The sequence below is a fragment of the Methylotenera versatilis 301 genome, assembly GCF_000093025.1.
GTDB classification, from domain to species: domain Bacteria; phylum Pseudomonadota; class Gammaproteobacteria; order Burkholderiales; family Methylophilaceae; genus Methylotenera; species Methylotenera versatilis.
In genome coordinates this window covers 195984-219343 of record NC_014207.1, presented here as the reverse complement: position 1 = coordinate 219343, position 23360 = coordinate 195984, and the positions used below count along the sequence as shown (strand labels likewise).

Sequence of the window (23360 nt, the reverse complement as noted above, 5' to 3'; positions counted from 1 at the left end):
GCACTTTTAAGATTCCTAATTAAGAATATTGCATGACAAAAACAACCATCAATTACCGCGAAAAAATAGAACACTCACACGTTTACGATGTGGCTAAAAAAACACCTTTAGAATTTCAAGCGAGCTTATCGGCGCGTATTGATAACCGAGTGCTGCTCAAACGCGAAGATATGCAGCCGGTATTTTCATTCAAAATTCGTGGCGCTTACAACAAAATGGCAAGCTTGCCTGCCGATGTACTCAAACGTGGTGTGATTGCGGCCAGTGCGGGTAACCATGCGCAAGGCGTGGCGATGAGCGCGAAAAAGCTAGGTTGCCGTGCGGTCATAGTCATGCCCACCACCACACCTGCGATTAAGATTAATGCGGTGCGTAGCTACGGTGCTGAGATTGTGTTGTTTGGCGACAGCTATTCAGATTCATACGTAAAAGCGCTTGAGCTAGAAAAAACTGAACACCTTACCTTTGTACACCCTTACGACGACCCAGATGTCATCGCAGGACAAGGTACGATTGCGCTAGAAATTTTAGAGAAAAATCCTCAACCAATAGAGGCCATATTCTGCTGCGTGGGCGGCGGTGGCTTGCTGGCAGGTGTTGCAGCTTATGTGAAAGCATTGCGCCCAGAAATCAAAGTGATAGGCGTAGAGGCAAAGGATGCTGAAGCCATGACCGAATCACTTAAAAAAGGTGAGCGCGTCATGCTAGACCAAGTTGGCTTATTTGCCGATGGCGCAGCGGTTAAACAGGTTGGAGAGCATACATTTGCACTCGCGCAACAATATGTAGACGAAATGATAGTGGTCGACAACGACGCGATTTGCGCTGCGATTAAAGACGTATTTGAAGACACACGCAGCATTCTGGAGCCTGCTGGCGCGTTAGCTGTGGCTGGGTTAAAAGCTTATGCAAAACGCGAGAACTTGCACGGCAAAACTCTAATTGGCATTGCATCCGGCGCCAATATGAATTTTGACAGGCTACGTTTTGTCGCTGAACGTGCTGAAATCGGTGAAAAGCGCGAAGCCGTGTTAGCTGTAACGATTCCAGAAAAACCAGGCGCGTTTAAGGCGTTCTGTAACTTGCTGGGTAATCGCAATATCACCGAGTTTAATTACCGTTATGCCGATGCTAAAGTCGCGCATATTTTTGTAGGCGTGGCGATTGCCGACCCTGCGGAATCAGCAAAACTTGTAGCAGATTTGCAAGCGCAAGGCTTACCTGCACTAGATCTAACGGATAATGAAGTCGCTAAACTGCACTTGCGCCACTTGGTTGGCGGGCATGCACCGCAAGCTGAGCATGAAGTGGTATTTAGATTCGAGTTTCCTGAAAAACCAGGCGCGCTCATGAAGTTTCTAGAAACTATGGGACACGATTGGAATATCAGCCTATTTCACTACCGCAACCACGGCGCTGACTTTGGTCGCGTACTAGTCGGTATGCAAGTGCCGCCTTCTGATAGCGCTGAGTTCAATACATTTTTAGATAATTTAGGCTATCCGCACTGGGACGAAACACAAAACCCAGCGTACAAACTATTCTTGGGCTAAATAATTTTAATCAAATATTTAAACAAATTGGTTGTATATAGCCACATTGGTGGCTATATACAACCAGATTAAAATTTATGCAAAACTTAAGCCATTGTTTTTAAAAATTTAAATTTCTAGCGTGCTTCTTGCTTGATATTCGCAGCCTGACTTCTCAAATCCGGTAGCAAGCATAGTAAATTGAACCTAAGTTCATTTAGCCTGCCCAAATGACAGCATTAATAAAGCAGCATCAAATAGTTTTCTAAGGAGAAATAAAGAATGAAATTAACGCATGTAGTAATTGCGGCAGCAGTCAGTATGAGTATTGGAATGAACGCCAACGCTGCGGATCGCGGCAAAGCCTATGTTTCGAACCAAGATGGCGGCGTTTCGGTGATTGATTTGAACACACTGACCTCAACCACAACCATTGACGTAAAAGGTGAAGGTCCACGAGGTTTAGCCGTGAGTGATGACGGTAAACTGTTGGTGGTTGCTACACGCGAGAATGGCAGTGTTTCGGTGATTGATACCGCAACAAACGAAGTGTTAAGCCAAATCAAAGTTGGCCAAAATCCAGAGTTTGTTCGCATTAAAGGCAACTTTGCATTCGTATCATACGAGCCAAGCGCTAAAGGTGGCCCTCCTCCTGCACCGGGCTCTGCTGAAGCAGCGGCGGCTGCAAAAGAAGACAATGATGATGACAAAGAACCTGCACGTATCGGCATTATTGATTTGAAACTAGGCAAAAAAATCCGTGAAATTACAGGCGGCCCTGAAACCGAAGGTGTTGAATTTAGTAAAGATGGTAAACAACTAGTGATTACCAACGAAGCTGACAATACAGTGACGGTGCACAGCATGAAAAGTGGCAAGCTGCTTAAAACCATTAAAACACATGAATATGGAGATAGACCACGTGGCGTTAAAGTATCACCTGACGGTAAAACCTATTTAGTGACACTTGAGTATGGTAATAAATTTATGGTGATGGACAAAAACTTTAAAGTACTTCGCACTGTTGATACAGGCGCGACACCTTATGGCATCTCATATGATCGCAAAGGAGAGCGCATTTTTGTGGCGGCAAACAAAGCCAAAACATTAGAAGTTTATGATGCTAAAACTTATGCAAAAATTAAAGACATTCCTACCGGCAACCGTTGCTGGCATTTCACATTCACCCCTGATGACAAAGAAGTTTTGTTAGCTTGTGGTAAATCAGATGCAGTGTTTGTGATTGATGCTGAAAAACTAGAAGTGAAACAACAAATTGAAGATAAGAAAATGCCTTGGGGCGTAGTGACTTACCCTAAAAGCATGGGTAGTTTAGATACTGCTATTAAATAACTTTATAGTTGTTATTAGCTTAAAAGCCCCGAAGTTCGGGGCTTTTTTTATTTGAGCACACTATTGATGAAGTCCCACTCTTTAGGATCAACCGGCGTAATCGAAAGGCGATTGCCCCGCTGTAAAATCCGCATATTGATCAACTCTGGATATTCGCGTAATTCTTTTAAGCTGAGTAAGCGCGTTTTACGCACAAGTTTCACATCTACATTAAGCCAGCGTGGATTTTCAGGTGTCGCTTTCTCATCGTAATATTTATGGCCTTTAATAAACTGTAAACGGTCTGGATATGCCAACTTGCTTACCTCGGCAATGCCAGCAATGCCTGGCACATCGCAATTTGAGTGATAGAAAAACACACCATCACCCACCTTCATTTGATCTCGCATGAAATTACGTGCTTGATAGTTACGAATACCGTACCAATCTACAGATTGATTTGGAAAACCTGCCAAATCATCAATTGAAACATCAGAAGGCTCAGATTTCATCAGCCAATAACGCATATTTTTTACCTTAATTAAATTCTAAATTTAGCGATATGATAATCTATAACTAAATTCAATTATCAATTTTAACTAGCGTCTTAAACACAGAGGCCTAAATAGAGATCAACGATGGCAAAACCACAAGATAAAAACGTACTTGGCACCGCACTTCAAGTGTGTAGCTTAGACCCATTAACAGGCTTTACCAGAACAGGTTGTTGTGAGACTGGTATAGATGATAGCGGTAGCCATACGGTATGCGCACAAATGACCGATGAGTTTTTAGCGTATTCAATCTCTCAAGGCAATGATTTAAGCACACCCCGCCCTGAATATGGCTTTGAAGGATTAAAAGCAGGTGACCGTTGGTGCGTATGTGCCGCACGCTGGCTAGAAGCCTCAGAGGCTGGTTTTGCGCCGCCAGTCATATTAGAGGCATGCCATGCTAGGTGTTTAGAAATTGTTAGCTTGGCAGATTTGAAATATCACGAATTGAGATAGACATACAAAATCTACTGACGACAAATCGAAGTCGAGAAAGCATAGATTTAGTACGCAGTGGAATTAGGGGGAGTTCTCCACGGATTAGCCTAAGCCAGCATCCTGAACCAAAAAGGCTCAAGTGGTAACGGCCTAGAGCGCATTAGGTACACCCACCAAGAGGCTCTTAAAAGAACACTCAACTTAAGGCGCGCACACAACAACTCGAATGACCAAAACCGATGCTATAAACTAGTTCAAGGAATTATTAGCTTAAACCGCACCGCAGAGAACAAACTTTAAAACTGGGATTTTATTTTTGTTTCAGTTAAATAATCTACTGATTAAATACTAAAACGACTGAGGTAATTTTACTATTGTTAAGTAGTAATTTTATGACAATTGGAATATTTATTTTGCAGCGCAGACTTTATCAATTTGATCTTGCATATTCGTGATTCTGCGTTTGAAATCGCCCACATCCACAGTACCACTTTTACTATTTAACAGCTCATGCGCCAAATTGAGCGCTGCCATCATCGCAATACGCTCTACACCGATAATTTTACCGCTGTCGCGAATATCACGCATTTTTTTATCTAAAAAATTAACCGCGTTAATCAAACCTGGGCGTTCTTCATCGGTACACGATATCGTGAAATCGCGCCCCATAATATTGACATCTACGCCTTTTATATCGCTCATTATAATTACTCAAGCCCGCCTTAAGGCAGCCGCTCCATCAAAGCTTCGATGCGTTCACTAGCTTGCGCCATGTTTGCTTTCAATAATGCAGCATCATTTTGTGTTGAATTTAAATCAAGGCGCAACTGTGCGTTTTCACTGCGTAAATCACTACACAATGAAATTAAGCCTGATAATTTTTCTTCTAACGCTTTTAAGTCCGCATCCATACGACCACTATAATTGAAAAAATTGATTATAGTCAATAGTTAACGAGTAATTTTCAAAGTATTACAGTATGTGTAAATAATTGTTAATGATTTTTTTCATGCGAGCGAAGAAATTAGCGATATAATTCGCACTTGTTGTTAGGTGCCAAGTTTGTTTTCTACAAACAAGGTGAAACTGGGAAATAGGTGCATTATCGCTTAAGGCGTTAATAATTCCTTCGCTGCCCCCGCAACGGTAAGTAAGTTTTTGATTTATTCAAATGATTCTGCAATATGCCACTGAGTTAACCCTTAGAAAAAGGTCAGACTTGGGAAGGCGCAAATCAGTTGGTTAAAAGAACTAAATATTAGTTTTCAATACCAGCGCTTATAAGCCCGGAGACCGGCCTAAAAACTACGCCTTATGTTAAGGCACGCTAGGCAATACCGCGGGGTGACGGTAAACAAAGGCTGCGCTATTTGTGTCGTTATTTCGTCCGCGCTCTCTTTTTTATAACCCTCTTCCGTATTCCCTAGTTTTACAGAATCTACATGCGGGGCCGCATGTAATTTAGGGAAAAATAATGAAAAAATCTACCATTGCCAGCCTTGTTGCGCTTGCATTCTCACCTTCTGTTTTTGCAACAGAAACTGCTATTCAAACTGATGATGTGGTGGTGACTGCCAGTCGCGTTGCTCAAGCACGAGAAAGTGTAATTGCAGATGTAACTGTCATTACTCGCGAAGAAATTGAACGCGCAGGGCAATCAACCTTTATCGAGTTATTGCAAACGCAACCTGGGGTCGAGATTGCGTCAACTGGTGGGGCAGGAAAAACCTCTAGCGTATTTTTACGTGGTACAAATCCAGGCCAAGTAGTTGTATTAATCGATGGCCTACGTGTTAGTTCAGCTACATCTGGCACTACAACATTTGAAAATATTCCTCTTGCTCAAATTGAAAAAATAGAAATTCTTCGTGGGCCTGCAACTAGTCTTTATGGCCAAGATGCGATTGGTGGCGTTATCCAAATTTTCACTAAAAAAGGTGAAGGTAAGCCACAGTTTTATGCGGGTATAGGCTATGGTAGCTACAATACGAGAACTGCTGATGCGGGCATTAATGGTGCGATAAATGATACTAAATTTGCACTATCTGTTTCAAGCTCTAATACTGACGGCTTTTCTGCGCTTCGTACTAGTTTCAATATAGATAAAGATAGAGATGACTATCGCAACTTGGCGGTTACTGGGTCAGTCTCTCACCAAATAGCCGAAGGTCATGAAATTGGTATTCAATTATTCAATAGCGAAGGCCATAGTAACTACGATGGCGGTGTAAATACTTTTAGAAACTATGTTGATTTATCGCAATTAAGCTTCGGTTTGTTTAGTAAGAACCAATTAACATCTAATTGGAAATCAACTGTGCGCATAGGCGAAGGTGTTGATGACCAGTTTAATCAATATGATGCTGGTTTTAGCGGTAAATTTAAAACTAAACAAAAACAATTTTCTTGGCAGAATGATATTGCTTTGCCTATTGGCACATTGACATTGCTTTATGATAGGCTTGAGCAAAAAGTGGTTTCAGATACACCATACGAAAAGACCAAGCGCAATACCGATGGCTTTTTAGTGGGATATTTAGCTGACATTGGTGATCACAGCATTCAGACAACATTAAGAACAGACCATAGTGCACAATTTGGTACTAACACAACTGGTGGTATCGGTTATGGCTATAAAATAAATCCTAATTGGCGCATTACAGGTAGCTATGGTAAAGCGTTTAGAGCACCCACTTTTAACGATTTATATTATGCATATACGTATAGTGGCGTAATTTACCCTTCAAATAACCCAAATTTGAAAGCTGAAAAATCAGAAAATTTTGAAGGTAGCTTACGCTATCAAGACGAGCAGAAAGACGCGTCTGTGACGATTTATCAGAATAAAATTAATGATTTTATTACGCTAAATCAATCTTATATACCAACTAATGTAAATGCCAAGATTGAGGGAGTTACTTTTGCTGCTAGCCAGCGCTGGGATAATTTACAGTTAAAAGGTAGTATTGATGTGCAATCTCCCAGAAACCAGGAGGATCACAATTTATTAGTACGTCGTGCAAATCAGCATGCTAGCCTAAATCTAAGCAAGTCTTGGAGTAGCTGGCGTTTTTCTACAGAGATTATCGCCTCCTCTGAGCGCTATAATGATGCAAACAACCAAACACGCTTAGCTGGTTACAGCTTAGTCAATCTAATCGCAGACTATAAAATCAATAGTGATTTGAGCATTCAAGGACGAGTTAATAACTTATTTGATAAAGACTATGCACTAGCTTATGGCTCTACTGCTGTTGATGGTAACTTTGGCACACCCAGCTTTAGTGTGCCTTACAACACACCTGCTAGCAATTTATTTGTCAGCGTCCGCTACTCACCGAGTAAATAACGAGTAACCCTTATCAGGAATTTTTTGCTGATAAGGGTTACAATATAGGCAAGTTTAAATTGGAGTTATTTATGTCTACGTTCAACAATAAAAGTTTTTGGCAAGGCGCTGTTTTGATTGGCCTAATCTTGCTTACCCGTATGAATCACTTTGGTGACAATGTGTACTTGCCTGATGCAACCTTAGCAGCCTTATTTTTAGGCGGCTTGCTGATTACTCGTACTAGCTGGTTGGCACTTGCAATCGTTGTGGCTTTTGGTATGGATTTTTATGCCATGGGCTGGAAAGGTGTTTCAGATTACTGCATGTCACTCGGCTACTGGGGTTTGATTCCTACTTATGCCGCTGTTTGGGGCGCGGGTCGCTGGTTAGCTAAGCGTGAACAACCATTTGCCGCGTTACCTTATGCTACGGTCGGTTGGGCTGCTGCAAGCGTGGCTTTTGTGCTGTCTAACGCATTTTGGTATAGCTTTTCAGACAAAGTAGATACGTTAACTGTGGTTGAATTTACACAACGCATAGCAAAATACTACACACCTTATGTAGGTTTTGCTTTGATGTATTTAGCTGCAGCTTGGCTAGTAGTGAAAGCCTTACCTAAACTGAATTTAGGTACAAACGCAACTTCTGCATAAAATATTGTGATACCAATCAAACCGCGTTAGAACCTAATTCTAGCGCGGTTTTTTTATGAAAATTAGTCATGAACACACCTGAAAATAAGCTTAATTTAGCAAACGAACGACATTTAGCGCGCATGCAGCTTAAAAAAGCCGTGGTGGATGCCAGCATTAACGCGGCACAAACTACTCGCGGCTTGCTATTGATTAATACGGGTAATGGCAAAGGTAAGTCTACCGCTGCTTTTGGTTTGCTAGCACGCTCACTGGGGCACGGTATGAAGGCTGTCGTGGTTCAATTTATTAAAGGCCGATCTGACACAGGCGAAGAGGCTTTTTTCCGCAATGCTGAAAATTTGACTTGGCACGTAATGGGCGATGGCTTTACTTGGGAAACGCAAGATGCAGAGCGTGATAAACAGTCAGCACGCGCAGCTTGGCTGTTGGTGTGTGATTATTTGCAAGATGAAACAATAGATTTAATTATTTTAGATGAATTTACATACGCACTTAAATACCAATGGTTAACGATTGAAGAAGTGACAACCGCTTTAGAGTCGCGTCCTATCATGCAACATGTGGTAGTCACGGGTCGTGCTGCACCTGATGCACTTATTGCCATTGCAGATACCGTAAGTGAAATCAATTTAGTAAAACATGCGTTTAAAGATGGCGTGCAAGCCATGCCTGGCATTGAGTGGTAATAGCATGAATCAAATAAGTTGCCCTGCCATATTAGTTTCCGCACCCGCTTCTGGGCAAGGAAAAACCTTATCTACTGCCGCCTTAGCGCGTGCTTGGAAGAATCGCGGTCTGAATGTGCACGCCTTCAAATGCGGGCCTGACTTTCTTGACCCTATGGTATTAGAAACTGCGACGGGTCAACCCGTTTATAATTTAGATCTTGGTATGTGTGGTGAGCAAGATGGCTTGGTACGCTTATATCAAGCGGCGCAAACAGCCGATGTCATTATTGTTGAAGGCGTGATGGGGTTGTACGATGGCACGCCATCATCCGCGGATATTGCAATGCGCTACAGCCTGCCAGTGATGCTCACCATCGATGCTAGCGGCATGGCGCAAACCTTTGGCGCTTTAGCTTCTGGTTTGCTGGGCTACCAACCAGCATTAATTCCAGCTGGCGTACTTGCTAATAAAGTTGGCAGCACTGGGCATGCTGATATGCTAAAAGACAGCTTGCCAGTCCATTTGAGTTGGTTAGGCGCATTGCCGCAAGATGAAGCTTATGCTTTGCCTGAACGGCATTTGGGCTTGTTTAGAGCGCAAGAAATTACAGATTTAGACGCAAGAATTGAAGCGGCTGCCACTGCTTTAGCTGATAGCAGCGCATTACCGTTACCACCAAAGGTGACATTTACCGCACTTAATATGGCAACTTCACCTATGCCGTCTAAATTATTGGCAGGCAAAACCATTGCCATTGCGCGCGATGCCGCCTTTTGTTTTATTTACCCCGCCAATATCGATTGCTTGCAGGAAATGGGCGCAACCGTTAAGTTCTTTTCACCACTACATGACAAAACTTTGCCAGAAGCCGATGCTTATTGGTTACCAGGTGGTTACCCAGAATTGCATTTAAAAGAAATAAGCGAAAATGCAGGTATGCGTGATGCCCTATTGGCAGCATTTAACGCTGACAAACCGATATTAGCCGAATGCGGGGGTATGATGGCATTGTCCGAATCCATTAACGGTGAGCCTGTTTATGGTTTATTGGCGGGGAAAAGCCACATTGAACAGCGCCTGCAAGGTTTAGGCACTCAACATACTGAGTTGCTAGAAGACATAGGCAACATTGGTGCGCATACCTTCCACTATGGCAAGTTCGATACCCCCCTCTTGCCTAAATGTCAGGCAAATAGCCGATACGGTGTGGGTGAAAATATTTATCAGCAAGGTAGCATCACGGCGACTTTTTTACATTTTTACTTTTCGTCTAACCCAACACTTGCTGCACGACTATTTTCTTATGCAAAACCATAAGTTTTCAGATATTGAAGTTGCCGCGGTGTATCGCGCCATTGCCGAGCGACGTGATATGCGGCACTTTTTACCCAACCCTGTTGCGCCTGAAATACTCACTAAAATTTTGCATGCCGCACACCATGCCCCCAGCGTTGGCCTGATGCAGCCTTGGCGATTTATTAGAATTACTGATACGAACACACGCAAAGCTATTCATCAACTGGTAGATAAAGAGCGCGTTAAAACCGCACAAGCGATTGGTGAGTATGAAAATACCGCAACTGGGGTTGATTCTAAAAGCGCAGAGTTTTTACGTTTAAAAGTAGAAGGCATTTTAGAGTGTGGCGAATTACTGGTGGTGTCACTGTGCGACAAACGTGATGGCCATGTGTTTGGGCGCAGAACCTTGCCGGAAATGGATATTGCATCCGTGAGTTGCGCCATACAGAACATGTGGCTTGCCGCCCGCGCTGAAGGATTAGGCATGGGCTGGGTGTCGATTTTTGATCCCGTTGAATTAGGCACATTACTCAATATGCCTGCGGACGCTAAACCCATCGCAGTATTGTGTTTAGGCCATGTGAGTAGTTTCTACAAAGAACCCATGCTGGTAGAAACGGGCTGGGCAACCGCTAAACCGCTTGCGGAGATGGTGATGGAAAATACTTGGGACACCTCAAAGTAAATGCAGCAAAATAATCTTCTTTAATAAATACTTACAACCAAATAGTAACAACTATGAGATACCCTAAACGCATCGTTTGCTTAACCACAGAACCGACCGAGGTACTATATTTGCTCGGCGAGCAAGACCGTATTGTCGGCATTTCGGGCTATACCACACACCCAGCCATTGCCAGAAAAGAAAAGCCGAAAGTTTCAGCGTTCACCAGCGCCAAAATTGATAAAATTTTAGAACTGCAGCCTGACTTGGTGATTGGCTTCTCCAACCTGCAGGCAGATATTGCCGCCTCACTGATTCGTGCGGGCGTTGAAGTTCATATTTTCAACCAACGTAGCGTTGCGCAAGTGTTGAATATGATTGCGGTCACTGGTGCCTTGGTCGGCGCGACAGAAAAAGCCGAGCAACTGATTGCAACGCTGGAAAAAACTTTGGATGAAGCACAGCAGACTGCCAGCAAATTCAAGATTAAACCCAAAGTATATTTTGAAGAGTGGGATGACCCTATGATGTGCAGCATCCGTTGGGCGATGGAGTTGATTGAACTCGCTGGTGGCGTCGACTGCTTTCCAGAACTATCCCAATTTCACAGTGCCAAAGATCGTATAGTCACGCCGCAACTAGTGGTAGAACGCCAACCTGATATTATTATCGGTTCATGGTGCGGCAAAAAATTTCAACCCCAGCAAGTGATAGCACGTGAAGGCTGGGCAGATTTACCTGCAGTAAAACATGGCTTCGTGCGAGAAATAAAATCTGCCGATATTTTGCAACCTGGGCCATCCTTGATTACGCATGGCTTAAAACAAATTCAGGCGATTATTCAAGAATGGCAGACGTTTCAAGCACGGTCAGTTTAAGAATTCAGAGCAGTTTAAAGAATTAGGAGTAGCACAATGTCCATACATTTAATTTTAGGTGGCGCACGCTCAGGTAAAAGCGCCTATGCAGAAAAGCTGGCGCAAACCAGCGGGCTTGCTGTGACGTACATCGCCACCGCACAAATCTACGACGATGAATTTAAATCCCGCGTACAACATCACAAAAACCGCCGCCCAGCAGAGTGGGCATTGGTAGAAGAGCCGCATTATCTTGCGCAAACCCTACGCAATTTAGACGCGCCAAATCAATGTCTGATTGTAGATTGTTTAACGTTATGGCTAGCGCAATGGATATGTCCCGATTGCAATCCACCGCAAGATTCAAGTTGGCAAGCCGAACGCGAAGCTTTGCTGTCTACCCTGCCCACATTACAAGGCTCAGTTATTCTAGTCAGTAATGAAGTTGGCATGGGCATAGTGCCACTAGGTGAAATTAACCGACAATTTCAAGATGAACAAGGTAGACTAAATCAAGCCGTAGCGAGCGTTGCAAATGAAGTGACTTTTGTAGCGGCTGGCTTACCTTTAAAACTTAAGAGCTAATAAAAAAACATGCTCTTTGCATACCCAAAGCCTAGAGCCACGGTACAATAAGCTATTGAATACGCTTGAATCAGGGAATAATCTATGGCCAATAAAATAGGCCGTTTTGAATTAGTTCGTAAACTAGGTGAAGGCGCGCAAGGCACTGTCTACCTAGCGCGTGACCCACATTTAGATCGTCAAGTTGCCATCAAAACATTGCTGCAAGATGCTAAAAATGTAGATGTGTTGTTAAAAGAAGCACGCATAGTTAGCAAGCTGCAGCACAAAAATATCGTTACCCTGTTTGATGCAGGCGAACACGATGCCAAAGCCTATCTGGTTTACGCCTTTGTTGAAGGTCAGACATTAGCGCAATTACTTAATGATGAAACGACTCTGCCCCCAGCGCAAGCTGCAAAAATCGTCTGTGGCATACTTGAAGGCGCAGGACATGCCCATCTGCAAGGCATTGTGCATTTAGACTTAAAACCAAGCAACATCATGATTGCCGAAAATGGTCAGCCACTGATTATGGATTTTGGTATTGCCTGTAGAGTGACAAAAGACTCGGTCAAAAATACTAGCATCAATGGCACACCTCGCTATATTGCCCCAGAGATTATGTCTGGCGAACATGCCACAGCAAGTGCTGATATATTCTCGCTGGGCGTAATTTTACGAGAGCTAACATCAGGCCATAACGCTGATGCCCAAGAAACATCACGCAAAAAAACCAATCTCGCTAGCGAGCAATTAGCAACCAATAGCACACATATCGATGAACGGCTGGAAGAAATCATACATAAAGCAACAGCCAAGAATCCAGAAGATCGGTTTGGCAGTGCTGAAAATATGCAAATGGCTTTGCAAGAGTACCTCAACCCAGCTCACCTTGAGCATCACCCTACCGACACTCACAGTACTTTAGATTTTTTACTGCGCCGCATGCGTAGCAAAAGTGATTTCCCTGCATTGTCGTCCACCATCAGCGAAATCAATAAGGTAGTTGACGATGATTCAGCCAGCGTCAATCTGCTGGTGCAGACTATTTTGCAAGATTTTGCGCTCACCAACAAATTACTCAAGCTGGTAAACACCGTCACTTATGGTCAGTTTGGTGGACAGATTAATACGATTTCAAAAGCTGTAGCAATACTTGGGTTTGAGACCGTACGCAATGTCACCATGACGTTAATATTATTAGATTTCTTGCAAAACAAAGCACAAGCATCCCAACTTAAAGATGATGTGCTGACCTCATTTTTTGCGGGTATCGTGGCAACGAAGATTTCGGCGGAAATCAGTATTAGAGATGCAGAAGAAGCCATGATCTGCTCAATGTTCCGTAACCTTGGCAAACTTTTATCAAGTTTTTATTTCTTTGAAGAAAGCCAACAAGTTGCACGCTTGGTTGAACAAGGTGAGTCTGAAGATAAAGCGGCCATTAAGATACTGGGTATTAGCTACAATGAATTAGCGATAGGCGTTGCTAAAAGTTGGAGTTTTCCACCACGACTAATCACAGGTATGCGGAAACTCACTAGCGATAAGGTCGCCAAACCCTACGGTGAGCTGGATAATCTTTCTATCACAGTGAATCTTGCCCATGAACTATGTGCGATAGCCAGCCAAGGCAATATATCCGACAAACCCAAAGCGCTGAAGCAACTTGCAAAACGTTATGAAGATGCAATCGACACTTCAGAACAGCAATTGCGTAAGACCATGGAAAGCGGCATGAGTGAGCTTGCTGCGCGCGCGCGAATCATCGGTATTGACCTCGCAGAAAGCGCAATGATAAAACGCGTCAATATGTGGATTGGTGCTAAGCCCGAAGTGCCTGCACATAAAAAACTGGCTGAGGTTGATAGCTTGGATGGTATTACACAATTGGGTATAGAAACGCCAAGTGAGGGTGATAGCACTACTGAAACCCTTAAAATCGACCCAGAATTTATGCTCACGGAGGGAATACAAGAAATTACCAATACACTGGTAGAGGAGCACAAACTAAATGACGTGATACAAATGGTGCTGGAAACCATGCACCGCGCCATGGGATTCAACCGCACCCTGTTCTTTTTACGTGACGTAAAAACTCAACAAATGATTGCTCGTTTTGGCTTTGGGCAGGATGCAGATGCTGTGCTGCCAAAATTCCGTTTTTCTCTAGACTTTACCCCCGACGTGTTTCACCTTGCAATCAGTAAGGGCGCAGATTTAATGATTGAAGATATCACGGCAGAAAATATTACTGGCAAGATTCCACTATGGTATCGGCAAGCGGTAAGCTCGCAATGCATCATGTTGTTACCTGTTATGATTAATACCAAACCAGTGGGCATGTTTTACGCAGATATGCAGCAAGCTAACACTATGCAGATTTCGCCTAAGCAACTTTCATTATTACGTACGCTACGAAATCAGTCGGTACTTGCAATCAAACAGAAAAGCTAAGCATCTGACATACAGCAGTCATCTGATTTTAAGTACTGATAACTGATTTCTTATCCGACAGAAACTTATTCATCCGATAAGTAGGCATTCAGCTTACGCCAATCTAGATGCTGCTCTATGCAATCAGCCAAACGCTCTAAGCCAGCTTCACGTAGTTGCTCATAATCGAACTGCGACTCCATATTCGCTAAGCCTGCCCAAACCAACCATGCCGCGCAGGATTCAGCATGGTCAAACAAGCCATGCAGATAGGTACCTGCTATTTGATTATCTGGCGAAATTGCCCCTTCTGGCTGCCCATTCAGTATTAATGCGGGATGATTAAGGGCGGCGCCTGTACTCACGCCCATGTGGATTTCATAACCTGTCACATTGGCATCAGCAAAGCTTAGTTTGCCGCTGACTTGAGCTAGCTGTTTTTCTGGCGTGAGCGTGGTTTCCATCTCTAACCAGCTTAACCCTGCGCTACTACCTGCTGTGCCTTCTATGGCATTTGGGTCATGCATGTGGGCGCCTAACATTTGAAAACCACCACAAATACCGAGCACTTTACCGCCATAGCGCAGGTGTTTAGTGATTGCTTGCTCCCAGCCGTTAGCTCGCAGATACTCAAGGTCGCCACGCACATTTTTACTGCCGGGTAGAATGATTAAATCAGCAGCAGGAATGGTTTGATTGATTTTAACAAACTGAAAATCGACTTGTGGGTGTAATCGTAACGCATCAAAATCGGTATGGTTGGAGATGTGCGGCAGAATAGGTACAATAATGCGCAACTTACTTTCTACACTTTGACCTTGTGACGACGCCGTATTTGGCACCGCATCTTCGGCCTCAATATGCAAATCATGTAGATACGGAATCACACCAATCACAAGCTTACTAGTTTCTGCTTCCAGCCAATCTAACCCTGATTGCAATAAGGCAATATCGCCACGAAATCGGTTAATCACAAAACCTACAATGCGCGCACGTTCGCTTTCAGAAAGCAGTGCTAGTGTGCCCACAATATGCGCAAACACGCCACCTCTATCAATATCGGCGATTAAAATCACGGGACAATCGACCGCTTCAGCAAAGCCCATATTGGCGATATCACCTTCACGCAGGTTAATTTCTGCAGGGCTGCCTGCGCCTTCTACGACAATTGCTTCATATTGCTTACTCAAACGTGCGTATGAATCCAGTACCGCGCGCATAGCGGTAGGTTTGTAGGCGTGGTAACCCGTAGCTTCTAAATTGCATACCACTTTGCCTTGAATAATCACTTGGCAGCCTGTATCAGAATTTGGCTTAAGTAACACTGGATTCATATCGGTATGTGGCATTAATCCACACGCCTGCGCTTGCACGGCTTGCGCGCGACCAATTTCACCGCCATCCACCGTCACGGCAGAATTTAGCGCCATATTCTGCGGCTTAAATGGCGCGACTTTTACGCCCTTGCGATACAATACGCGACACAGCCCTGCCACCAGCGTACTTTTGCCAGCATCCGAGGTAGTGCCTTGAATCATTAATGTTTTCATTCTCTGATTATCTCATAATGCCCGCGATTGCCATGCCTATGGTTGCTATTGTAGCCGTGGCGCTAGATTTCACTTTGGGCGAGCCGCGGCGCTTCCACCCTTTGGTAGGCTTTGGTTTCTTAGCGAACAAGCTGGAAGCGCGATTTAATCCAAAAGCCAAGCAAAATTCGCCAACTCAGCGCTTTACTGGTTTGATCGCATTATTACTATTAATTTTGCCATTTGTCATATTGGCGTACTGGCTTTGTCATCACCTCATCACGTGTTTTGTTGCCAACACCTTGCTGCTTTACTTTGCCATTGGTCATAAAAGCTTGCATGAACATGCCCGTGCAGTAAGCGCCGCGCTTAACAATAATGACGAAGACTTAGCAAAAACTGCGGCGTCTTATATGGTGAGCCGCGATTCCTCTGCCATTGAACCGATTCCTGCCACTGTAGAGTCTGTGTTAGAAAATGGTAATGATGGCGTGTTTGGTGCGCTATTTTGGTTTTTTATTGCGGGTGGCACAGGTGCGCTTTTGTTTCGCTTAGCTAACACTATGGACGCCATGTGGGGCTATAAGACACCACGATTTTTCTATTTTGGCTGGGCTGCCGCACGGTTCGATGATGCGCTAAATTATATTCCTGCACGACTAACCGCCTTAACTTACGCGCTACTAGGTAATACCAAGTTAGCATTAAGGTGCTGGAAAAGCCAAGCGCCCACTTGGGATAGTCCTAACGCGGGGCCAGTCATGTCATCCGGTGCTGGCGCGCTCAATGTAAAACTAGGTGGCGCAGCGCGTTATTTTGGCGAATGGCATGAACGCCCAGTATTGGGGGCAGGCAACCCGCCTGTACTGAATGACATAGAACGTGCATTGGCGCTAGTTAGGCACGGCGTTTATATATGGCTAGGTATATTTTCAATCATCACTTTAATGATAGCGAGTATTGCGCATGCTTGAACATGGTGGAAATTTAGCAGCGGCTGCCAAGCAATATGACATTCCGCTTGAGAACTGGCTGGATTTATCGACAGGTATTAATCCTGACGGTTACCCAATTGTTGATATTCCTGCCGCCGCTTGGCAAAAACTGCCACTAGAAGATGACGGCTTGATTGAAGCTGCCTGTGCGCATTATGGCAGCCAGTTTGCATTACCCACCGCAGGTTCGCAAGCCGCTTTGCAAGTATTACCGCAATTACGAGCAGCTTCAAAAGTGGCTATGCCCAAATTCATGTATCAAGAGCATGCGAATGCATGGCAAGCGAATGGGCATGAAGTCATCAAGTTTGATTTCTTTCCTGATGAAAAAATTATTGAGCAAGCTGACGTACTTTTACTATGCAACCCCAATAACCCAACTGCCACAAAGTTCTCAGTATCTGAATTACTGAGTTGGCATGCTGCGCTTGCTGCGCGCGGCGGCTGGTTGATTGTAGATGAAGCATTTATGGATGCTACGCCTGAACGCAGCATTGCCAAGTATACGCATTTAGAAGGTCTGTTTGTGCTGCGCTCACTAGGCAAGTTCTTTGGCTTAGCGGGGGCGAGAGTTGGCTTTTTATTAGCTGAAACACACATACTCAAGCAAATGCAAGAAGCCATTGGTCCATGGTCAATCACGGGGCCTAGCCGCCTGATTGCTAAACAAGCTTTGTTAGATATAACATGGCAAGAAAAGGCACGTGTTCAGTTAGCTGAAAATAGCCGGAAACTCGCAATATTACTGACAAAATACAACTTAACGCCAATGTCAGGCACGGCATTATTTCAATTTGTACCCACAAAAGAAGCGCAAGCTTTACAGCAACACCTCGCCCAGCAAGGTATTTGGATTCGGCTTTTTTCTGATGCGCCAGGGTTATCTGCACGAACTGCAGTAAGGTTTGGTTTACCGCCAGAAGATGGCTGGGAAAGATTGGAATCTGCGCTCAACCTTTGGCAGAATAGATTGATTACTTAAGTCTAGTAATGTCTAAAGGTTCATTAGAAGCACTTTAGGCACTTCACCATTAAACTCCAACTGCGTCACACTTGCATGATCTATGGTGAGCCTAAATAGTCGCTTTAGTGGCATTTGCAACACTTCGGCAATCAGCGCGCGAATAAACCCACCATGTGTCACCACCAGAATACTTTTACTTTGTGAGTGACTGCTTACATCCTCCACAAAGCTTTTGGCGCGAGCATGTAGCTCTGAGAATGTTTCGCCATTTGGCGGTGCTAGATTGGCATAATCATCTGCCCATACATCAAATTTCTCACGTGGAATTGCATCCCAAGGACTCATTTCCCAATCGCCAAAATGTAATTCTTTTAAACGCGCATCGAGTCTAATATTTTCACTTGCATGCCCAAATAACTCATCTGCACACAAGGCTTGCGCAAGCTGATGACAACGCTTTAATGGGCTGGCATAAATCGCATCAAACTCAAAAGCTGCTAGTTTCTTTTGCAATGCCATACGCTCATTTTCAAAATTAGCCGACACAGCAACATCGCTTTGCCCATAGCAAATGCTAGGAGCAATATCTAAGGAGGTATGGCGAACTAAGGTCAGTTTCATCTGTAACTATGCTTGGTAATTAGGGTTTGTGATTATGCCGCGGAAAATAAAGTAGTGCTGGCTAACACGCCAACATAAAAAGCAACTTCGGTAAGTTGCTGCATTGCGCCTAAGCAGTCTCCAGTATAGCCGCCTATGCGAGATTTAATTTTTGCACTAAACCACAGCCAAACGATTGCCACAGGCACTAGCGCAGCAAGTAATTTCATTTCTAAAAATGCCAACGGTGCTAAACCAAAAAAAGTTGCAATAATTAGCTCCGTGACAGTAGGCTGCGTTCCAAGTGGCTTAGATTTACCTTCAGCTTTCACATAACTTTGCGTATACATCACAAGCACCACACACAGTCGGCTAAGCGCATGGCCAGCGATTAGTGTCGCTGGAATTAACGCTGTCCACTGATAAGTAAGCGCTTGATATTTAGTCAGCAACACTAGAAACAAACCTATTGCGCCATAACTGCCAATGCGTGAATCCACCATAATAGCGAGTACTTGCTCTCGACTCCAGCCACCACCCAGGCCATCTACGGCATCCGCTAAGCCATCTTCATGGAATGCACCAGTGAGCAAAACTGTCGATGCCATACTGAGCAAAAGCGCGATCTCTAAAGGCAATAAAATATCACTTAGCCAAAAAACCAAAGCGCCTACAGCACCCACTAAAATCCCGATTAAAGGAAAATATCTGGTGGCTTTATTCAAGTCAGCATTATCAAAACTGCTAAAATGCACTGGCACCCGCGTAAAAAACATCACTGCCGTTAAAAAATAGTGCCATTGATTTTGTAATGCAAATATCATATTTTTTGCGAAACACTTGCTGATTCAAAAGAAGCCATTTGATTTAAAAAGTTAACTGATGCCAATACCAAAGGATAAGCTAGCGCAGCCCCCGTCCCTTCACCCAAGCGTAAATCGATATTGAGTAGAGGCTTCACTTGAAGATAATCCAGCATTTTTTTATGGCCAGATTCGTCTGAGCAATGTGTAAACACGCAGTAATGTAAGATTTCAGGCTGCAATTTGGCTGCCACCAACAATGCCGCCGTGGTGATAAATCCATCAATCAATAAAGTGCATTGCTTTGCAGCGGCTTGCAACATAGCACCAACCATCATGGCGATTTCAAACCCGCCGAAAGTCGCTAATACCTGCATGGCATCACTGCTAATTAAATGATGATGTGCAATCGCTTGCGCCAAAATGTTCGTTTTGTGTGCCAACCCTGCATCGTCCAAACCCGTACCGCGGCCCACACACTCCTCAATGGGCAAACCACATAGCACGCTCATCAAACAACTTGCAGATGAAGTGTTACCTATACCCATCTCACCAAAGCCAAACACATTACAACCTTCAGCCACTTTAGCATCCACAATATCTGCAGCACGAGTAAGCGCTTGCTCACATTGCGCTAACGTCATAGCAGGCTCAGTCAAAAAGTTGCGTGTTCCCATCGCTACTTTGGCATCAATTAAATCTAAACTGGGTGAGAATTTATAATTCACGCCACTATCAACCACGCTCAAATGCATATTGTTTTGCTTGGTAAACACATTAATCGCCGCGCCACCTTGCAAAAAGTTCAACACCATTTGCGCCGTGACCGCCTGGGGATAAGGGCTAACGCCAGCTTCAACAATGCCATGATCGCCCGCAAAAACCAGCATAGTGGCGTGACACAGCTGAGGTGAAAGTGTTTGCTGAATCAGGCCGACCTGCAACGCAACGGCTTCCAGCATACCTAAAGACCCTAAAGGCTTAGTTTTATGGTTAATTTTATGTTCAAGCTGACTTTTAAGCGCCTGATTAGGCTGTGTGATATTGAATTTCATCTGAGATACATCAAGTTTCTTGGCAAATATTTTCTAAGCTAAGATTTTACATGACTACCCAGCCTTAAACATAAGTCAGAATCAAGCTTTTAAAGATAAGTTGAAAAATGTTTGAATTATTTTTTCCAACTCTTTGGAAGTTTGCTATAATGCGCGACTTGCAAACATTTACATGTAAGCAAATGCGTTAAGAAGTACGGCCGGGTAGCTCAGTTGGTAGAGCAGCGGATTGAAAATCCGCGTGTCACAGGTTCGATTCCCGTCCCGGCCACCAATAAAATTGCCCACTTGAGTGGGCTTTTTTACGTCTATTATTTTTGAAGTTACCTCTACAGCCCTGTCTCTAACACTCGCTTAAAGAGAATAAACTTGAGATCTAACATTAGGGGCGCACAGCACCAACTACGCGATTGCGCCCTGTTTGCTTGGCTAGGTATAGCGCAGCATCGGCTCGAGGTAGAACAGCATCAACACTCTCACCAGTCATACGTTCAGCGACCCCTGCGCTAAACGTGATCAATACTCGCTCGCTGTTATGCATAAAAAAGTTTTTAGTGAGGTCTCGTTGTACGCCTGCAATTACGTTAACTGCATCATCTTGCTTGGAGCCTGGGAGTAATATCACAAACTCCTCGCCACCATAGCGCGCCAGCACATCCGTGCTACGCAATATGCTTTTTACCACTTTAGCTAAGTGTGCTAATGCCACATCACCTGTGGAGTGCCCCATGGTGTCATTAATCTTTTTGAAGTGATCTATATCTATCATGGCCAACGATAATGCCGTGCTGTGCCTATCCGCACGTTCAAACTCTCGCTCTATTGCCTCATCCATGCCACGTCTATTGAGCGCACCTGTTAAAAAGTCTTCATGTGCAACTTCGCTAATGTAATCTAGCTTAGTCGTCAGCTCGTTGATTTTCTTTTCAGCTTCCTCTACCTTCTTTTGCGTTTCTAAAAAGGCGGACTGCGACTGCTGTGCATCGGCATTCATGGTATGAATATCACCGACCAAACTTCTCAGTATGTCGTTTAGTTGCGTGATGTCTTCGGTGTCAGAGATCAGCTTCTGATATTCGGCAATCTTAATTTGATAAGTGCCGGTGCTCTCAGTAATATCTGCCAAGCCGCTTATAAATGTGCTCATCATACTTTTAAGTGTTTCTTTGGCCGCGATAAGACCTGGCTTGAGGCTAGATTGCTTGAATATCAGCTCTTTTAGGCTACTTTCAGCACTATAAACACTGTCTAAATTAAGCGGTTTAGAAATAATCTCTTGGACTATAGCAATCTGCCCATGCAGCCATTTGTCTTCAACGGTTAACTCACTCATACTGGAAACCAATAGGCGCATCATTTGTATGAGCGCATCTTGCATGCGATGCTGTGAGTCCGTTTGCATTTCCGCCCTCAGCAAGGTCGATTTTAAAGACTCGCTGACGTCATTCACTTCCTCTATCGTATTTGATTGTTGAGCACGTGCTATGAGTGCTTCTATTCGGCTTAGCGCTGCTGGAATTTCTGCAAACTGAGGAAGCACCACTAGCGTGATCGTTCTAATCAACAAGTCACGCCACGCTATAGCTACTTTATGTTGCGCATCATCATCGACCGTATGCGCTGTGTGTGTGTTTAACGCGCCTTCTTGTACTGCAGTTGATGCGGCTTCAACACTAACAGGCTCAGCGGCATTATCTTCATTAACAATCATAACCGCCTGACCATCACCCCAGGAAGTCACTAGCGACTGAATTTTTTGACCAAGCTGATTGGGATCATTGGCAAAATTAATCAGGACGCGACTCAGCCCTTCTTTTTTTCGGCTAAGCGTGATGCCGTTATGATTTAAATCTAGCTGCTTTAACAAATAACGTAAAAGCGTAGACCAATTCACGCTGTCGGCATCACCAGCACCTACAGGTAGCAAGCTACGGATATGTTTTTCTAAATTGGCAGAGTCGTGTTTCTTGACTAGAGTGGAAATTTTTTGTGCGGCGACTGAGTATTTAGGCTTATCTTTGCCTAAGTCATTTAACACCTTGTCCAGAGCCTTACTGAGAACAGTGCCATTATCTTCCGCCTCTAAACCTGCGATCTCATTATAGACAAGACGATAGTTATCCGGAGTCGGAGGACTATGGCTTTTTGAAAGCTGCATTAGTGTTTGGCGAGCCAACTCTAAAGGCGTCATTTATGTTTCCATTCGGTTAAAGACAATATATTTCTCAGTCATACCCGCAAATACTAACTCAACGCGGCAATTTTATATATTTAAATAGCCATAAAATATCCATGTTGTTCATAGAATTGCATTTGGCTTAATTGGTCCGCAATCATTTTATCTCTCAGATGCTGCAAACCTTTGCTACACATAGTTAGTGCGGTCGCCCGTCAAAATTGTTATCATTTGTTTTGGTTAATTTAGGTATTAGGTTAATGAGCACATTTAGTGAAATTCAAGCAAGCGACTTATTCAACACCATGGCGACAGAGCCCTTGTTATTAGTTGACGTGCGTAATGATGATGAAGTTGCACGCGGTGTGATTGAAGGCGCAATACATATTCCTCTAGCGTTGTTGCCGCTAAAATATGAATCACTGCCCAAGTCAGACAACATCGTGTTTTATTGCCACAGTGGCATTCGTTCGGCGCATGCTGCGGCTTTTGCTTCCAGCAAAGGTAGTAAAAATGTATATAACCTAGCGGGTGGTGTTTTGGCATGGGCTAAAGCGGGCTATCCTTTTGTAGCAAAAGATGAAGGGAAAAAGAAATAATGGAATTCAATAAAGAAGTGGATGCCACAGGCTTAAACTGTCCATTACCAATTTTGCGCTGTAAAAAAGGTCTGAGTGAAGTTGAGCCAGCGCAAGTGTTGAAAGTCATTTCAACGGATCCTGGTTCAGTGAAAGACTTTAACGCATTCTGCGTTCAAACTGGCCACGAACTTTTACAGCTTGATCAAGATGACAGTACTTTCACTTTTTACATCAAAAAGCGTAGTGACTAATTTGTAATTAAAAAGGCGCTTTTCAGCGCCTTTTTAATTTCTTAGTTTACTTGCTCATTCAAAGCTGGCAT

Annotated in this window: 23 protein-coding genes, 1 tRNA gene and 1 riboswitch; of the genes, 16 read left to right on the top strand and 8 right to left on the bottom strand. The window is 43.9% G+C overall.

Annotation, left to right across the window (positions count from 1 at the left end; translation table 11 throughout):
- The first annotated feature begins 32 nt into the window (after positions 1-32).
- The gene (gene ilvA / locus M301_RS00955) at positions 33-1553 is read left to right on the top strand and encodes a threonine ammonia-lyase, biosynthetic (RefSeq protein WP_013146886.1); all 1521 of its coding nucleotides are present in this window, start codon (positions 33-35) and stop codon (positions 1551-1553) included.
- Positions 1554-1814: 261 nt separating this feature from the next.
- Positions 1815-2885 carry a YVTN family beta-propeller repeat protein gene (locus M301_RS00950; protein ID WP_013146885.1) on the top strand — a complete coding sequence of 357 codons (1071 nt, stop codon included), beginning with the start codon at positions 1815-1817 and terminating at the stop codon, positions 2883-2885.
- A 47-nt stretch (positions 2886-2932) separates the two neighbouring features.
- Here the strand turns inward: M301_RS00950 and M301_RS00945 are convergent, their stop codons facing one another.
- A complete protein-coding gene (locus M301_RS00945) occupies positions 2933-3391 on the bottom strand; it encodes an EVE domain-containing protein (protein ID WP_013146884.1) in 459 nt (152 codons plus the stop codon).
- A gap of 111 nt (positions 3392-3502) precedes the next feature.
- Here M301_RS00945 and M301_RS00940 point away from each other — a divergent pair, with 111 nt between their 5' ends.
- Positions 3503-3874: a DUF2237 family protein gene (locus M301_RS00940; protein WP_013146883.1), complete on the top strand. Its 372-nt coding sequence runs from the start codon at positions 3503-3505 to the stop codon at positions 3872-3874.
- Between the two features lie 390 nt (positions 3875-4264).
- Here the strand turns inward: M301_RS00940 and M301_RS00935 are convergent, their stop codons facing one another.
- Together M301_RS00935 and M301_RS00930 are read right to left on the bottom strand one after the other, a co-directional pair.
- Positions 4265-4558: a cell division protein ZapA gene (locus M301_RS00935; RefSeq protein WP_013146882.1), complete on the bottom strand. Its 294-nt coding sequence runs from the start codon at positions 4556-4558 to the stop codon at positions 4265-4267.
- 20 nt (positions 4559-4578) lie between these two features.
- Positions 4579-4767: a hypothetical protein gene (locus M301_RS00930; protein WP_013146881.1), complete on the bottom strand. Its 189-nt coding sequence runs from the start codon at positions 4765-4767 to the stop codon at positions 4579-4581.
- Positions 4768-4890: 123 nt separating this feature from the next.
- Positions 4891-5172: riboswitch (cobalamin riboswitch) on the top strand.
- 158 nt (positions 5173-5330) lie between these two features.
- On the opposite strand from M301_RS00930, the gene M301_RS00925 reads away from it, so the two are divergent.
- From M301_RS00925 to M301_RS00890, 8 genes are all read left to right on the top strand, one after another.
- A complete protein-coding gene (locus M301_RS00925) occupies positions 5331-7205 on the top strand; it encodes a TonB-dependent receptor domain-containing protein (protein ID WP_013146880.1) in 1875 nt (624 codons plus the stop codon).
- A 71-nt stretch (positions 7206-7276) separates the two neighbouring features.
- Positions 7277-7840 (top strand): hypothetical protein, encoded by a 564-nt coding sequence (locus tag M301_RS00920; RefSeq protein WP_013146879.1) that lies wholly within the window; start codon positions 7277-7279, stop codon positions 7838-7840.
- A gap of 68 nt (positions 7841-7908) precedes the next feature.
- Complete coding sequence (cobO, locus tag M301_RS00915; protein ID WP_013146878.1) at positions 7909-8529, top strand: cob(I)yrinic acid a,c-diamide adenosyltransferase; 621 nt, start codon at positions 7909-7911, stop codon at positions 8527-8529.
- A 4-nt stretch (positions 8530-8533) separates the two neighbouring features.
- The gene (locus M301_RS00910; RefSeq protein ID WP_013146877.1) at positions 8534-9829 is read left to right on the top strand and encodes a cobyrinic acid a,c-diamide synthase CobB; all 1296 of its coding nucleotides are present in this window, start codon (positions 8534-8536) and stop codon (positions 9827-9829) included.
- A complete protein-coding gene (bluB, locus tag M301_RS00905) occupies positions 9816-10496 on the top strand; it encodes a 5,6-dimethylbenzimidazole synthase (RefSeq protein WP_013146876.1) in 681 nt (226 codons plus the stop codon). Before M301_RS00910 ends, bluB begins: the two co-directional genes overlap by 14 nt.
- A 53-nt stretch (positions 10497-10549) precedes the next feature.
- Complete coding sequence (locus M301_RS00900) at positions 10550-11353, top strand: cobalamin-binding protein (RefSeq protein WP_013146875.1); 804 nt, start codon at positions 10550-10552, stop codon at positions 11351-11353.
- Between the two features lie 36 nt (positions 11354-11389).
- Positions 11390-11917, top strand: a complete 528-nt coding sequence (gene cobU / locus M301_RS00895) for a bifunctional adenosylcobinamide kinase/adenosylcobinamide-phosphate guanylyltransferase (RefSeq protein WP_013146874.1) — start codon at positions 11390-11392, stop codon at positions 11915-11917.
- Positions 11918-12001: 84 nt separating this feature from the next.
- Positions 12002-14356, top strand: coding sequence for a serine/threonine protein kinase (locus M301_RS00890; RefSeq protein WP_013146873.1), 2355 nt, complete (start codon positions 12002-12004; stop codon positions 14354-14356).
- A 65-nt stretch (positions 14357-14421) separates the two neighbouring features.
- On the opposite strand, the gene M301_RS00885 is transcribed toward M301_RS00890, so the two are convergent.
- The gene (locus M301_RS00885; RefSeq protein ID WP_013146872.1) at positions 14422-15885 is read right to left on the bottom strand and encodes a cobyric acid synthase; all 1464 of its coding nucleotides are present in this window, start codon (positions 15883-15885) and stop codon (positions 14422-14424) included.
- Between M301_RS00885 and cbiB the strand changes: the two genes are divergently transcribed.
- Both cbiB and cobD read left to right on the top strand, forming a co-directional pair.
- Complete coding sequence (gene cbiB / locus M301_RS00880; protein WP_041359321.1) at positions 15876-16838, top strand: adenosylcobinamide-phosphate synthase CbiB; 963 nt, start codon at positions 15876-15878, stop codon at positions 16836-16838. The two genes, M301_RS00885 and cbiB, sit on opposite strands and share 10 nt — an antisense overlap.
- Positions 16831-17841 carry a threonine-phosphate decarboxylase CobD gene (gene cobD / locus M301_RS00875; protein ID WP_013146870.1) on the top strand — a complete coding sequence of 337 codons (1011 nt, stop codon included), beginning with the start codon at positions 16831-16833 and terminating at the stop codon, positions 17839-17841. Before cbiB ends, cobD begins: the two co-directional genes overlap by 8 nt.
- A gap of 12 nt (positions 17842-17853) precedes the next feature.
- On the opposite strand, the gene cobC is transcribed toward cobD, so the two are convergent.
- From cobC to cobT, 3 genes are read right to left on the bottom strand one after another with little or no spacing between them, the layout of a single operon-like run.
- Positions 17854-18444: an alpha-ribazole phosphatase gene (gene cobC / locus M301_RS00870; protein ID WP_013146869.1), complete on the bottom strand. Its 591-nt coding sequence runs from the start codon at positions 18442-18444 to the stop codon at positions 17854-17856.
- Between the two features lie 32 nt (positions 18445-18476).
- The gene (locus M301_RS00865) at positions 18477-19247 is read right to left on the bottom strand and encodes an adenosylcobinamide-GDP ribazoletransferase (protein WP_013146868.1); all 771 of its coding nucleotides are present in this window, start codon (positions 19245-19247) and stop codon (positions 18477-18479) included.
- Entirely contained in the window at positions 19244-20281 is a 1038-nt protein-coding gene (cobT, locus tag M301_RS00860; RefSeq protein ID WP_013146867.1) for a nicotinate-nucleotide--dimethylbenzimidazole phosphoribosyltransferase, read from the bottom strand. The genes M301_RS00865 and cobT overlap by 4 nt, the downstream gene beginning before the upstream one ends.
- A gap of 198 nt (positions 20282-20479) precedes the next feature.
- Between cobT and M301_RS00855 the strand changes: the two genes are divergently transcribed.
- Positions 20480-20555 (top strand) — tRNA-Phe (locus M301_RS00855).
- 108 nt (positions 20556-20663) lie between these two features.
- On the opposite strand, the gene M301_RS00850 is transcribed toward M301_RS00855, so the two are convergent.
- Positions 20664-22472 (bottom strand): GGDEF domain-containing protein, encoded by a 1809-nt coding sequence (locus M301_RS00850; protein WP_013146866.1) that lies wholly within the window; start codon positions 22470-22472, stop codon positions 20664-20666.
- Positions 22473-22717: 245 nt separating this feature from the next.
- On the opposite strand from M301_RS00850, the gene M301_RS00845 reads away from it, so the two are divergent.
- On the top strand, positions 22718-23056 hold the full coding sequence (locus M301_RS00845) for a rhodanese-like domain-containing protein (protein ID WP_013146865.1): 339 nt from the start codon (positions 22718-22720) through the stop codon (positions 23054-23056).
- The gene (locus M301_RS00840) at positions 23056-23289 is read left to right on the top strand and encodes a sulfurtransferase TusA family protein (RefSeq protein ID WP_013146864.1); all 234 of its coding nucleotides are present in this window, start codon (positions 23056-23058) and stop codon (positions 23287-23289) included. Before M301_RS00845 ends, M301_RS00840 begins: the two co-directional genes overlap by 1 nt.
- The last annotated feature ends 71 nt before the right edge of the window (positions 23290-23360 follow it).